Raw genomic sequence first — 13,213 nt, 5'->3', positions numbered from 1 at the left:
GCCTTCGTGCGCTCGGCGTGCACCCATATCACACCACAACACCCCATAAGATCCCCTTTTATGGGAGTCGAACGGTCGGAACGGTCAGCGGACACGAAGAACCCGAGGTCGACGCGGACTTCGCGGCGGGCCGCGGCGGCAGCCGTGTGGTACCTGCGGGCCGTCGCCTTCGTGAACTTCCTCAGCGCCGTCTGGGTCTCCCTGGGGCAGGACCTGCGGCGCCACAACACGGAGAACTACTTCACGCCGTACCTGCTCACGGCGGGCTTCGCGTCCGGTGTCTTCACGATGTTCCTGGCGATCACGATGCGCCGCCGCAAACGCGCCGCGTGGATCCTCAACACCGTACTGAGCGGCCTGTTCCTGCTCCTGTTCGCGGTGGCGATGCTCTTCCCGGAGATCAGGCAGTACGCGCAGAACTGGATCTCGCTGGTCCTCACCGCGGGCTTCGTCGCCGCGCTCGTCGTCGGCCGCCGCGAGTTCTACGCCAAGGGCGACCGCTCCAACCCGAAGCTGGCGGCGGCCGTCGCCGTCGGCGGGCTGCTCGTCACGTCGCTGCTCGCCGCGCTCCTGGTGACCGTCACCAACCACGCCCACGACGAGCAGCGCTCCACCTTCCTCGACCGCTGGCGCTACGGCACGATGCGCCTGGTGTCGCTGGCCGCCGACGACTCCCGGTTCCCGGGGATCTCCACGCCCGGCTGGGTCAACGTCACCATCAACGTCCTGAGCACGCTGCTGCTCATCGCCGTCCTGTACGCCGCGTTCCGCTCCCGCAGGGCCGTGGACCCGCTCACCGAGGACGACGAGGAGCGCCTGCGGGCGCTGCTCGCCAAGCACGGCGAGCGGGACTCGCTCGGCTACTTCGCGCTGCGCCGCGAGAAGAGCGTGGTGTGGTCCCCGACCGGCAAGGCCGCGGTCGCCTACCGCGTGGTGAGCGGCGTCTCGCTGGCCTCCGGCGACCCCATCGGCGACCCCGAGGCCTGGCCCGGCGCCATCGAGCCCTGGCTGGCCGAGGCCCGCGAGCACGGCTGGACCCCGGCGGTGATGGGCGCCAGCGAGGAGGCGGGCACGATCTACGCCCGGCACGGCCTGGACGCCCTGGAGCTGGGTGACGAAGCCGTCGTCGAGGTCGCCGAGTTCACCCTGGAGGGCCGCGCCATGCGCACCGTCCGGCAGGCCTACAACCGCGTCAAGCGCGCCGGGTACGAGGTGCGCGTCCGCCGCCACGCGGACATCCCCGAGGACGAGCTGGCGCACCTCCTCCGGCGCGCCGACGACTGGCGCGACGGCGCCACCGAGCGCGGCTTCTCCATGGCCCTCGGACGGCTCGGCGACCCCGCCGACGGGCAGTGCGTGATGCTGGAGTGCACCGACGGCGAGGGCGAGTTGAAGGCCCTGCTGTCCTTCGTGCCGTGGGGCCCGAACGGCCTCTCCCTGGACCTGATGCGGCGTGACCGGGACTCCGACAACGGCCTGATGGAGTTCATGGTCATCGAACTCCTCCAGCGGGCCGCCGAGATCCACATCACGCAGGTGTCGCTGAACTTCGCGATGTTCAGGTCGGTCTTCGAGCGTGGCTCGCGGCTCGGCGCGGGCCCGGTGCTGCGGCTGTGGCGCTCGCTGCTCAGCTTCTTCTCCCGGTGGTGGCAGATCGAGTCGCTGTACCGCGCCAACGCCAAGTACCGGCCCATCTGGGAGCCGCGGTTCCTGCTCTTCGAGAAGAGCGGCGACCTGCCGCGCATCGGGATCGCCGCCGCGCGCGCCGAAGGCTTCCTGGAAGCGCCGGGCCTGCCGAAATGGCTGCATCGCTCACACCTGGAGTCCCGAAGATGAACACCCTGACCCGGCTGGTCCGTGCCGAGTGGGGCGAGCTGTACTCCACGGTGCGCGGCGCGCTCGCCGCCCGGCGCTGGCGCGCGATCCCGATGACGCTCGGCGCCATCTGCCTGACCTCGCTGTTCCAGTACGTGCAGAACCAGCCCTGGGGCTACCAGTTCATCCAGAACATCGGCTCCGTGCGGGCCGAGGAGCCGCTGTGGCTGGCCCTCGTCCGCACCCCCCTGTCCCTGTTCGTACCCGCGCTCGACCTGCCGGTGTGGGGCGCGCTCGCCCAGATCCTGCTGGTCTTCGGCATCGCCGAGATCTGCCTCGGCCGGTGGCGCACGCTCGTCGTCGGGTACGCGGCCACGCTCGCGGGCACCCTGTACGCGCGCCTCGGCATCGCCCTCGGGCCCGGCCACCCGATCGGCCTGCCCGCGTCCGACGCGCAGGTCGTCGACACCGGGCCCTCCGCGGCCGTCGTCGGCCTCGCCGTGTTCGTCTGCTGGCGCCACCGGGCGTACGTCACCGCGGCCCTGGTGATCGCCCTCATGGTCGTCGAGGTCCTGGTCAAGGACAACCTCGCGGGCAAGGAGCACCTGGCGGCCATCGCGGGCGTGCTGATCGTGTGCGCCGTCGACACGGCGGTACGTCACCGGGGTTCCCGGCGGCGCTCGGGCACCCCGGGGCCCGGGGCCGGGTCGGGCTTGCCGCCGATCCAGTCCTGAACCCGGCGGCGCGGGCCCGTCCAGCGGCGGTCGTGGCGGAAGGCGCGCAGGCTCGCGCGGGCCCGGGCGCGCGGCCGGTCGCGGTAGAACCGCCGCGCCCAGGCCGAGCCGGGGCGGGCCAGACGGACGGCGCCGACCAGCGCCACCAGCGGGACGACCATGCCGATCAGGGCGGTGCGCAGCTTGCCCTTGGCCATCGTGATCAGGGCGAAGCCGCAGTTCACAACGGTGTTCAGGGCGAACGCCACCCGGTTGTGGCGCTCCGCCACGGAGAGGTCGTTGACGCCGAACGGGGTGAAGCCGGTGAGGACGAGCACCACCAGGGCCGCCGTGAGGATCACCACCTCCACGCTCTTGCGGCCCTGCTCGCTCCAGTACACGTCGTCCAGGTGCAGGATCAGCGCGAACTCGTCCAGGACCAGGCCCGCGCCGATGCCGAAGAGCACGGCGGCGCACATCGAGCCGACGCTGTGCCGCCCCGCGGCGACCGCCCAGAAGCCGCCGACCAGCATCAGGAAGATGCCGGGCACGACGTGGTGGACGTGCACGTCGCCCGTGGTGATGTTCCGGAAGGGCCCCTTCTCCGCGCGGATGAGACGGGTGATCGTCCGCGTGACCACGAACGAGCCCACGAAGGAGACCAGCGCGAGCAGCAGGGGCAGTTTCCCCGGCTCCACGACGTTCCGGTACCACCAGCCGTCCATGGCCCCCATCCTGCGGTTCGCGGCCCCTTCTCGCAGGCCGGGAGGCCCGTGCGCGCGGGGCCGCGGCGGTCGCCGGGCCCGGTCCGGGTAACCTCGCCCAATGCCCAGACCCACCCCCGCCGACGGCCTCCGCTTCGCCCTGGGGACGCTCACCGTGATCCCCGTGCGCGTCCGCCGCTGGGACCGCGCCGCCGCGCGCGCGGGCATGCTGTGCGCGCCCGTCGCGGGCCTGGTGCTCGGCGGTCTTGCCGCGGCGGTCGGCGGCGCCCTGCTGCTGCTGGGCGCGGGCCCGCTGACGGCCGCCGTCGCCGGGGTCGCCGTCACGGCCGCGGGCACGCGCGGGCTGCACCTCGACGGGCTCGCCGACACCGCCGACGGCCTCGGCAGCGGCAAGCCCGCCGACGACGCCCTGCGGATCATGAAGCAGTCGGACATCGGCCCGTTCGGCGTGATCACCCTGGTCCTCGTGCTGCTCGCCCAGGTCGCGGCGCTCGCCGAGCTGTACGACGAGGGCGCGGCGCACGGCGCCACCGCCGCCGTCATCGCCGCGGTCACCGCCCGCACCGCCCTGGCCCTCGCCGCCCGCACCGGTGTGCCGCCCGCCCGCCCCGAGGGCCTCGGCGCCGCCGTCGCGGGCACCGTCCCGGCGCCCGGCGCCCTCGCGGTCCTCGTCCTCACGGTGGCCGCGGCCGCCGCCGCGGCGGCCCCCTGGGGCGCCGCCGCGATGGCCCGCACCGGCGGCGCCGTGCTGCTCGGCTGCGCCGCCGCCGAACTGCTGCTGCGCCACTGCGTACGCCGCTTCGGGGGCGTGACCGGCGACGTCTTCGGCGGCCTCGCCGAGACCGCGGCGACCGCCACACTGGTGGTCCTCAGCCTCGGCTGACCCCACCGAACACGGACGGTGAGGCGCACCGCAGCGCTTACCGGCGTAGGCTCGCGAGCGGGCTCACCACCCCGCAGCCCGCGAAGTCACCGTAAAACTCAATGAAAGTAGGGCTTCAGCACCGTGACTGCTCTGACTCTCAGCACCGCCGCGGCGTCCGGCCTGCGTGCCGACGCGATCGTCGTCGGTGTCGCGAAGGGCGCCGAGGGGCCGGTCGTGGCCCCCGGCGCCGAGTCCGTGGACAAGGCGTTCGACGGCAAGCTCGCGACCGTCCTTTCGACCCTCGGCGCCTCGGGCGGCGAGGGCGAGGTGACGAAGCTGCCCGCGCCGTCCGGCTTCAAGGCGCCGGTCGTCCTGGCAGTCGGCCTCGGCCCGGCCCCCGAGAAGGGCGAGGCGTTCGACGCGGACGTGCTGCGCCGCGCCGCGGGCACCGCCGCGCGCGCCCTCGCCGGTTCGAAGAAGGCCGCGTTCGCGCTGCCGGTCGAGGGCGCCGACAGCGTGTCCGCGATCGGTGAGGGCGCCCTGCTCGGCGCGTACTCCTTCGACGCGTACAAGGGCGCCGCCAAGGACGCCAAGGCCCAGGGCAAGGCCGCCAAGGACGACAAGGGCGCCGACAAGGCCCCCCTCGCCGAGGTCGCCCTGCTCGGCGCCAAGCCGCGCGACAAGGCCCACAAGGCCGCCGTCGAGCGCGCGCTCGCCGTGTCCGAGGAGCTCAACCGCGCCCGCGACCTGATCAACACCCCGCCGAACGACCTCGACCCGGAGGCCTTCGCCGCCGTCGCCACCGCCGCGGGCAAGGAGCACGGCGTCAAGGTCCAGGTGCTCGACGAGAAGGCGCTCGCCAAGGGCGGCTTCGGCGGCATCCTCGGCGTCGGCGCGGGCTCCGCGGCCCCGCCGCGCCTGGTGAAGCTGTCGTACACCTCGCCGAAGGCCAAGAAGCACCTGGCCTTCGTCGGCAAGGGCATCACGTACGACTCGGGCGGCATCTCGCTGAAGCCCGCCGGTCACAACGAGACCATGAAGTGCGACATGGCCGGTGCCGCGGCCGTCTTCGCCGCCGTCGTCGCCGCCGCGCGCCTCGGCCTCGAGGTGAACGTCACCGGCTGGCTGGCGCTCGCCGAGAACATGCCGTCCGGCTCGGCGACGCGCCCCGGCGACGTCCTGCGCATGTACAGCGGCAAGACCGTCGAGGTCCTGAACACCGACGCCGAGGGCCGCCTGGTCCTGGCCGACGCGCTCACCAAGGCCAGTGAGGACAAGCCCGACGCGATCGTCGACGTGGCGACGCTGACCGGCGCCATGGTCCTGGCCCTGGGCGACCGCACCTTCGGCATCATGGCCAACGACGACGCCTTCCGGGCCTCGCTGCACGAGATCGCCGAGGAGGTCGGCGAGCCGTCCTGGCCGATGCCGATGCCGGAGCACCTGCGCAAGGGCATGGACTCCCCCACCGCCGACATCGCCAACATGGGCGCGCGCATGGGCGGCGGCCTGGTGGCGGGCCTGTTCCTGAAGGAGTTCGTGGGCGAGGGCATCACCTGGGCCCACCTGGACATCGCGGGCCCGGCCTTCAACGAGGCCGCCCCCTTCGGCTACACCCCCAAGGGCGGCACCGGCTCCGCCGTCCGCACCCTGGTGCGCCTCGCGGAGCGCACCGCCGCGGGCGACCTCGGCTGAGCAGCGCTCGTCTGAGCAGTGCTCGTTCCGTACGGCCCCGGGGTGCCCTCGCTCCCGGGGCCGTGCGGCGTGCGCGGGGCGCCCCGGGGCGTCCCGCGGCGGGCGTCCGACGGCGTCCTGCCGGGCGTCTTACGGCGTCCTTGACAATTTCGCTGTCAATGAAATCCCACGGGCGCAGGCGGCCCTGACCCCCCGCTACCGGTGGTCAGCCGCCCGCACGCCCGGCCCGACGTCCCGCCTGCCGTCGACAAGTGCGAAGATGGGTTCTCGGCAGGACAGGGCCCCCACCACAGGGCCGAAGAAGAGCGGCCGAATACCAGCCGACCGACCGGTGGTCCCCGGCAAGCGGGGTCCGGCGCACGGCGCACATGCATGGAGGACGTGACGTGGCGAACGACGCCAGCACCGTTTTCGACCTAGTGATCCTCGGCGGTGGTAGCGGCGGTTACGCCGCGGCCCTGCGCGCTTCCCAGCTGGGTCTGGACGTCGCGCTGATCGAGAAGAACAAGCTGGGCGGCACCTGCCTGCACAACGGCTGCATCCCGACGAAGGCCCTGCTGCACGCCGGTGAGATCGCCGACCAGGCGCGCGAAGCCGAGCAGTTCGGTGTCAAGGCCACCTTCGACGGCATCGACATCAAGGGCGTCCACAAGTACAAGGACGACGTGATCGCGGGCCTGTACAAGGGCCTCCAGGGCCTGGTCGCCTCCCGCAAGGTGACCTACATCGAGGGCGAGGGCCGCCTGTCGTCCCCGACCTCCGTGGACGTGAACGGCCAGCGGATCCAGGGCCGCCACGTGCTGCTCGCGACCGGCTCCGTGCCGAAGTCCCTGCCGGGCCTGGAGATCGACGGCAACCGCATCATCTCCTCGGACCACGCCCTGGTCCTGGACCGCGTGCCGCAGTCCGCGATCATCCTGGGCGGCGGCGTCATCGGCGTCGAGTTCGCCTCCGCGTGGAAGTCCTTCGGCACCGACGTCACCATCGTCGAGGGCCTGAAGCACCTGGTGCCGGTCGAGGACGAGAACAGCTCCAAGCTCCTTGAGCGCGCCTTCCGCAAGCGCGGCATCAAGTTCAACCTGGGCACCTTCTTCGAGAAGGCCGAGTACACCGAGAACGGCGTGCGCGTCACGCTGGCCGACGGCAAGACCTTCGAGGCCGAGGTGCTGCTCGTCGCCATCGGCCGCGGCCCGGTCTCCCAGGGCCTCGGGTACGAGGAGCAGGGCGTCGCCATGGACCGCGGCTACGTCCTGGTGGACGAGTACATGCGCACGAACGTGCCGACGATCTCGGCCGTCGGCGACCTCGTCCCGACGCTCCAGCTCGCGCACGTCGGCTTCGCCGAGGGCATCCTGGTGGCGGAGCGCCTGGCCGGTCTGAAGACCGTGCCGATCGACTACGACGGCGTGCCGCGGGTGACGTACTGCCACCCGGAGGTCGCGTCGGTCGGCATCACCGAGGCGAAGGCCAAGGAGATCTACGGCGCGGACAAGGTCGTCGCCCTCAAGTACAACCTCGCGGGCAACGGCAAGAGCAAGATCCTGAAGACCGCGGGCGAGATCAAGCTCGTCCAGGTCAAGGACGGTGCCGTGGTCGGCGTCCACATGGTCGGCGACCGCATGGGCGAGCAGGTGGGCGAGGCCCAGCTCGTCTACAACTGGGAGGCCCTGCCCGCCGAGGTCGCCCAGCTCATCCACGCCCACCCGACGCAGAACGAGGCGCTCGGCGAGGCCCACCTCGCCCTCGCTGGCAAGCCCCTGCACTCGCACGACTGACCTCAGTCACACGGGCGCGACGACCAGACTTTCCGCAATTCGTAAGGAGCAACAGAAACCATGGCGGTTTCCGTATCCCTTCCGGCGCTCGGCGAGAGCGTCACCGAGGGCACTGTCACCCGCTGGCTGAAGGCCGAGGGCGAGCGCGTCGAGGCCGACGAGCCGCTGCTCGAGGTGTCCACCGACAAGGTCGACACCGAGATCCCCTCCCCGCCGCCGGTGTCCTGGCGTCCATCAAGGTCGCCGAGGACGAGACCGTTGAGGTCGGCGCCGAGCTGGCCGTCATCGACGACGGCTCCGGCGCCCCCGCCGAGGCCCCGGCCCCGGCGGCCGAGCCCGCCCCGGCCGCCGAGCCGACCCCGGCGCCCGCCGCCGAGGAGGCCCCGGCCGCCCCCGCCGCCCCGGCTGAGGCGCCCGCCGCCCCGGCCGGTGGCGCCGCCGAGGGCACCGACGTCACGCTGCCCGCGCTCGGCGAGTCCGTCACCGAGGGCACCGTCACCCGCTGGCTGAAGGAGGTCGGCGAGTCCGTCGAGGCCGACGAGCCGCTGCTCGAGGTCTCCACGGACAAGGTCGACACCGAGATCCCGGCGCCCGCCTCCGGCGTGCTGCTCGAGATCGTCGTCGGCGAGGACGAGACGGCCGAGGTCGGCGCCAAGCTCGCCGTCATCGGCGCCCCGGGTGCCGCCCCCGCCGCGGCCCCGGCCGCTCCCGCCGAGGCCCCGGCCGCCCCGGCGCAGCCCGCCGCCCCCGCGGCTCCGGCCGCCCCGGCGCAGCCTGCCGCTGCCGCCCCGGCTCCGGCGCAGCCCGCGGCGCCCGCCGCCCCGGCCGCCCCGGCTCCGGCCGCCCCGGCCGCGCCCGCCACCCCGGCCCCGGCCCCGGCGAAGCCCGCTGCCCCGGCCTCCCCGGCCTCCCCGGCCGACGACGGCGCGTACGTCACGCCGCTGGTGCGCAAGCTCGCCGCCGAGAACGGCGTGGACCTGGGCGCGGTCAAGGGCACCGGCGTCGGTGGCCGCATCCGCAAGCAGGACGTGCTCGCCGCCGCCGAGGCCGCGAAGGCCGCCCCGGCCGCCGCTCAGGCCGCCCCGGCCGCTTCGAAGGCCCCGGCCATCGAGGCGTCCCCGCTGCGCGGCCAGACGGTCAAGATGACCCGCATGCGCAAGGTCATCGGCGACAACATGATGAAGGCGCTGCACGGCCAGGCCCAGCTCTCCAGCGTGGTCGAGGTCGACATCACCAAGCTGATGAAGCTGCGCGCCAAGGCCAAGGACTCCTTCGCCGCCCGCGAGGGCGTCAAGCTGTCCCCGATGCCGTTCTTCGTCAAGGCGGCGGCGCAGGCGCTGAAGGCCCACCCGGTCATCAACGCCCGCATCAACGAGGACGAGGGCACCATCACGTACTTCGACTCGGAGAACATCGGCATCGCCGTGGACTCCGAGAAGGGTCTGATGACGCCGGTCATCAAGGGCGCCGGTGGCCTCAACCTGGCCGGTATCGCCAAGGCGACCGCCGACCTGGCCGCGAAGGTCCGCGCCAGCAAGATCACCCCGGACGAGCTGTCCGGCGCGACCTTCACCATCTCCAACACCGGCTCGCGCGGCGCCCTGTTCGACACGATCATCGTGCCGCCGAACCAGGTCGCCATCCTGGGCATCGGCGCCACGGTCAAGCGCCCGGTGGTCATCAACCACCCGGACCTCGGCGAGACCATCGCCGTGCGCGACATGACCTACGTGACGCTGTCCTACGACCACCGCCTGGTGGACGGCGCGGACGCCGCCCGCTACCTGACCACGGTCAAGGCCATCCTGGAGGCTGGCGAGTTCGAGGTCGAGCTCGGCCTGTAAGGCCCCGCGCGGTAGCAGCACGCGTACGGCCCCTGCCCGGAACACTCCGGGCAGGGGCCGTACGCGTTGCCCGGGCGCCGCCGATCACCCCAGCCGGGCGGCGATGAGCGCCAGCCAGCCGCTCGGGCCGTACGGGGCCGGAACGTCGACCTCCATGCCCAGCTCGGCGACGCCGACGGCGTACTCCGCCTCGTCGAGGCCCAGGGCCAGCAGTTCCCTGATCTCCCCGACGAGCCGGGCGACGAGCTGGCGATCGGTCGTCGCGGCGTAGTCGTCCACCGCCGCCTCGTGCCCGTCGAACTCGTCCGGCATGTCCTGCGAGAACCAGCCGCCGAGGAACTGCCCCAGCTCCGGGAAGCGGGCGTGCCACTCCCAGTGCGTGGCGGGGCTCGCCGGGGCCGGGACCAGGCCCTCGTCCACGCTGCGCCGGATGTGGTCGGCGAGCAGCGCCAGCCAGTCCAGGACGTCCGCGTCGGCCAGGCCGACGTCCGGCAGGGCGTAGAACTCCCCGAGCCGCACCCGCAGCCGCCCCGGCGGGGTGCGCGCGTACTCCCGCAACTGGCTCTCGGCGACGGCGAGCGCCCAGGGGCGGGTGTGCCAGGTGTGCCGCAGATAGGCGGTGAGGGCCGCGCTCGGCTCCTCCCGCGTGTCGTCGGCGGCCTGGCCGACGTAGGCGCGCAGGACCTCGTCCAGTTCGCCGTAGCCGCGGTCGTGTGCGAGGGGTGTCAGCGCCACGGTGAGTTCACTGCCTTCATACGTAGACGGGGAAACTGGCGTGCACGGCGAACCCGTGCGCCGCCGTCGGTTCGCGGCGCAGCACCACGCGGGCGGCCCGCACGTCGACGGCACCGCGCCCCGCCAGCATCATCGCCTGCGTCAGCACCCGCCCCACGGGCTCCGCACGGGACGGCCACGCCGCCTCGATCACCAGCCGCCGCCGCGTGTCCCGCGCCAGCCAGCGGTGGATGACCTGCTCGTTCCGGTTGACCACGTGCTGCGTTGCCCACTGGGCGGTCTCGCGGTCGGGGTAGGTGGCGGTACGGGTGCGCACGGTGCTCCTTCCAGGGCGGGTCACAGCGGGAGGAAGGCCCAGACCATCCCGACCTCTGCCTCGGATACGAGGATCATGCCCAGCTCCAGGTCGTAGTCGGCGAAGGGGGAGCAACCGGATGTCCCCTGGTAGTAGTCCATGGTGGGGGTCTCGGGCTCGGTGTTAACGTAGAAACGGGATCCTTCGGGAAAACGCGACAGAACGACCTCGGCCTTTCCTTCGAGCCCCGGCCTGCGTTCCTCAAAGTCTGGGTACTCGCCGACATCGAGCGAAAGTGCCGTAAGAACCACGAGGAACCGCTTGGCGGAGGCACGCGGAATCTCACACAGTCGGAGCCTGACCGCTTCTCGCTTCTCCGCGTCCTCCGGCAGCAGAGTGAAGGGGTGAAACGGGTCATCGAGCCGGTCGAACTCGCCCTCGGTGGCATAGAAGTCGTTCACGGCCCAGCCACGGGCGTCCGGCACGTCACCCCGCATCGCCGTGTACACATCACGCACCCAGTCCTCGTGCTCCCTGCGCACCACCTTGACGATGCGGTAGCCGTACTCGTACATGCCGATCGCCTCGGCCCACGACCGCTCATTGAGTTCGGCCATCACAGTCTCCTCGCACTTCACTTGGGCATGGACGTCAGCACGACGAACGGCGGGTCCAGAGACGGTTCGTACTTGAGCACCGTCGAGACGCCGTGGGCGTCCTTCGGCGGCGTCGGATGTCCATTCACCACCGGCGCCGTCCGCCCCGTCACGACGGGTGCCCCCACGGGGCCATCGACTACCGACGGCACTTTGAACTCTTTGGTGACACCCACCTTTGGCGGTTGCTTCAGCCACTGATCTATTTCTGCCGAATTACTCCGAATGTTGTACTGGGTATATTTCTGGGCAGATTCAAGGTCGGTGAAGCTGGAAGCCCCAGGAATACCAATCCTGCCTTGCCCGTTCGCCTCGTCCCGCAACCGCTGCGTCAGCTGCATATCCGTCTTGCCGACGTGCTTGTCCACGCTGTGGCCACCGTACAGTTCCTCCTCCGTCGCCAGGTCGAGGCTGTACTTGTACGGCACCGGGCTCTCCGGGCGCTGCCAGCTGTGTTCCTTCTTGAACTCGTTCAGGGAGCGCGCGCCGTACGCCTCCGCGCGGGCCTCCTCCGCGCGGAACGTGGGGGCGCTGAGCAGCGCCTCGTCCAGCTCGATCTCCAGGGTCTTCAGCTTGGTCGCGGCCTCGTCGAAGGCCTGGTGGTAGGACTCCACCACCGCGTCGGCGGCGGCCTTGTCCATATGGGAGCGGAACGTCATGACGATCTCGCCGAACGCGGCGGTCGCCGCGAGCCGAGCCAGCTCCAGCGGGTCGAGGCCCGTCGTCAGGTCCTTGACGGTCGCCTTCGCGGCCTCCTTGGCGAGCCGGGTCTTGGTCTCCCGGCTGGTGACGGCCACCTCGGCCAGGCGGTCGAGGGCCTCCTGCACGGTGGTCGCGGTCTGGCGCAGGACCTCGATGATGGGCCGCTGCTTCGCGGGCGCGACCTTGCGGTTCGTCTTCCAGCTACGGCCCATGGAGGCGCGGTTGCCCTGGGCGTCGTAGGTCCTGCCCCACTCGGTGGCGCCCCAGATGGTCTGGCAGAACGCCTTCATCGCGCCCTGCCACTCGTCATTGCCCTGGCTGTTGGTGATGAACTTGATGGCGCCGTTGAAGTCGTCCGACGCCGCCTTCGCGTCCTTGGCAACCGCCCGCCAGGCCACGGCCATGTCCCGGAACTCGTCCTCCCGGGCGCCGGGCGTGATCTCGTGCATCTTGCCGAGGTTGAGCCCGTGCTCGATCGCGGGCCTGATCACGTCGGCGAGGAAGTCCGGTACCTCGCCGAGCACTCCGGAGATCTGCCAGGAGTCCGCGTCCTCGCCGGTGCCGGTCCACTTGATGTCGTTGACCGGCCCGTACCGGGGCGGCTTGTCGATGACGACGGGCGGCTGCTTCTGGACCGGCGGCAGGCCCTGCTTCCTGCGCGCCTGCCAGTCCGCCTGGGCGTACTTGTTGGCGGTGTCCGTCAGCCCGACGCAGACGCCGCCCACGCTCACCACGCTCTTCGCCCAGAGTTCCAGGAACTTCTCGGTGACCGTCTTGTACGCCGCCGAGAAGGCGTCCGCGCCCCGGCCCGTGCCCGCCGACTGGCTGTACTTGTTCAGGGTGCTGACGAGCGCTGTCGCCCCCTTGTCGTAGGCGAACTGGCCGTCGCGCACCACCAGCGAGGTGTAGTAGAGGTGCTGCGGCTGTACGTCGAAGCCGCCGGGGGCCGTCTTGGGCGAGGGCGGGCGCGCGGCCGCCCGCTCCTGTTGGCGCTGTTCGTCCGTGGGCCGCCGGTCCGCCATCAGGCGCCGCCCCAGCCGCGCAGCACCGCCTGGTGCGCGGAGACATAGCTCCGGTGGCCGCCGGTGACGACCTCGTGCAGCCACTTCTGCGCGGCTTCCAGGTCCCGTGCCGAGCGGTCCCACTTGTCAAGTTCGCGCAGGAACGCCTCGCGGGCCTCGCCCTCCCAGGACGCGACCACCGGCACCAGGCGCGTGTAGAGGCCCTCCAGCTTTCCGTTGAGCAGCCTGAGGATGTCCTCCAGTTCCCCGGCCAGCTCCTCCAGCGCCCCGAACGTGACCGCTATGTGCTCTTCGTCTCCGCTGCCGCCCGGCATGCGTCTCCCCGTCCCGGCTGTCGTCCGTCGTCCCGCTCACGTCGTCGAACCGGCCGC

General features: G+C 71.9%; 11 protein-coding genes and 1 pseudogene. 6 read left to right on the top strand and 6 right to left on the bottom strand.

Features of this window, described 5'->3' with window-relative positions:
* The first annotated feature begins 60 nt into the window (after window positions 1-60).
* Both ACOBQU_RS28345 and ACOBQU_RS28340 read left to right on the top strand, forming a co-directional pair.
* Window positions 61-1,836 carry a phosphatidylglycerol lysyltransferase domain-containing protein gene (locus ACOBQU_RS28345; protein WP_423630783.1) on the top strand — a complete coding sequence of 592 codons (1,776 nt, stop codon included), beginning with the start codon at window positions 61-63 and terminating at the stop codon, window positions 1,834-1,836.
* On the top strand, window positions 1,833-2,549 hold the full coding sequence (locus tag ACOBQU_RS28340) for a hypothetical protein (RefSeq protein WP_423630781.1): 717 nt from the start codon (window positions 1,833-1,835) through the stop codon (window positions 2,547-2,549). Before ACOBQU_RS28345 ends, ACOBQU_RS28340 begins: the two co-directional genes overlap by 4 nt.
* Here the strand turns inward: ACOBQU_RS28340 and ACOBQU_RS28335 are convergent.
* Window positions 2,474-3,253 (bottom strand): hypothetical protein, encoded by a 780-nt coding sequence (locus tag ACOBQU_RS28335; protein WP_423630779.1) that lies wholly within the window; start codon window positions 3,251-3,253, stop codon window positions 2,474-2,476. The two genes, ACOBQU_RS28340 and ACOBQU_RS28335, sit on opposite strands and share 76 nt — an antisense overlap.
* A 100-nt stretch (window positions 3,254-3,353) precedes the next feature.
* On the opposite strand from ACOBQU_RS28335, the gene ACOBQU_RS28330 reads away from it, so the two are divergent.
* The 4 genes and pseudogenes from ACOBQU_RS28330 (at window position 3,354) to sucB (ending at window position 9,432) form a co-directional block, all read left to right on the top strand.
* Window positions 3,354-4,136, top strand: a complete 783-nt coding sequence (locus ACOBQU_RS28330; RefSeq protein ID WP_423630777.1) for an adenosylcobinamide-GDP ribazoletransferase — start codon at window positions 3,354-3,356, stop codon at window positions 4,134-4,136.
* Window positions 4,137-4,259: 123 nt separating this feature from the next.
* Window positions 4,260-5,813: a leucyl aminopeptidase gene (locus tag ACOBQU_RS28325; protein WP_423630775.1), complete on the top strand. Its 1,554-nt coding sequence runs from the start codon at window positions 4,260-4,262 to the stop codon at window positions 5,811-5,813.
* A 386-nt stretch (window positions 5,814-6,199) separates the two neighbouring features.
* A complete protein-coding gene (gene lpdA, locus ACOBQU_RS28320; protein ID WP_423630773.1) occupies window positions 6,200-7,588 on the top strand; it encodes a dihydrolipoyl dehydrogenase in 1,389 nt (462 codons plus the stop codon).
* Window positions 7,589-7,648: 60 nt separating this feature from the next.
* Window positions 7,649-9,432: pseudogene (sucB, locus tag ACOBQU_RS28315) on the top strand (2-oxoglutarate dehydrogenase, E2 component, dihydrolipoamide succinyltransferase).
* A gap of 84 nt (window positions 9,433-9,516) precedes the next feature.
* Here sucB and ACOBQU_RS28310 read toward each other — a convergent pair.
* From ACOBQU_RS28310 to ACOBQU_RS28290, 5 genes are read right to left on the bottom strand one after another with little or no spacing between them, the layout of a single operon-like run.
* Window positions 9,517-10,167, bottom strand: a complete 651-nt coding sequence (locus ACOBQU_RS28310) for a contact-dependent growth inhibition system immunity protein (RefSeq protein WP_423630771.1) — start codon at window positions 10,165-10,167, stop codon at window positions 9,517-9,519.
* Window positions 10,168-10,183: 16 nt separating this feature from the next.
* Window positions 10,184-10,483 carry an RNase A-like domain-containing protein gene (locus ACOBQU_RS28305; RefSeq protein ID WP_423630770.1) on the bottom strand — a complete coding sequence of 100 codons (300 nt, stop codon included), beginning with the start codon at window positions 10,481-10,483 and terminating at the stop codon, window positions 10,184-10,186.
* Between the two features lie 20 nt (window positions 10,484-10,503).
* Window positions 10,504-11,079: a hypothetical protein gene (locus ACOBQU_RS28300; RefSeq protein ID WP_423630768.1), complete on the bottom strand. Its 576-nt coding sequence runs from the start codon at window positions 11,077-11,079 to the stop codon at window positions 10,504-10,506.
* A 17-nt stretch (window positions 11,080-11,096) separates the two neighbouring features.
* Window positions 11,097-12,842: an RNase A-like domain-containing protein gene (locus ACOBQU_RS28295; protein WP_423630766.1), complete on the bottom strand. Its 1,746-nt coding sequence runs from the start codon at window positions 12,840-12,842 to the stop codon at window positions 11,097-11,099.
* Window positions 12,842-13,156 (bottom strand): WXG100 family type VII secretion target, encoded by a 315-nt coding sequence (locus ACOBQU_RS28290; RefSeq protein ID WP_423630764.1) that lies wholly within the window; start codon window positions 13,154-13,156, stop codon window positions 12,842-12,844. The genes ACOBQU_RS28295 and ACOBQU_RS28290 overlap by 1 nt, the downstream gene beginning before the upstream one ends.
* Window positions 13,157-13,213 lie beyond the last annotated feature (57 nt).

The organism is Streptomyces sp. G45 (assembly GCF_049542095.1).
Classification (GTDB): Bacteria; Actinomycetota; Actinomycetes; order Streptomycetales; family Streptomycetaceae; genus Streptomyces.
Note: the sequence above shows the minus strand (reverse complement) of the source record. Positions and strands in the feature narration are given on the sequence as shown.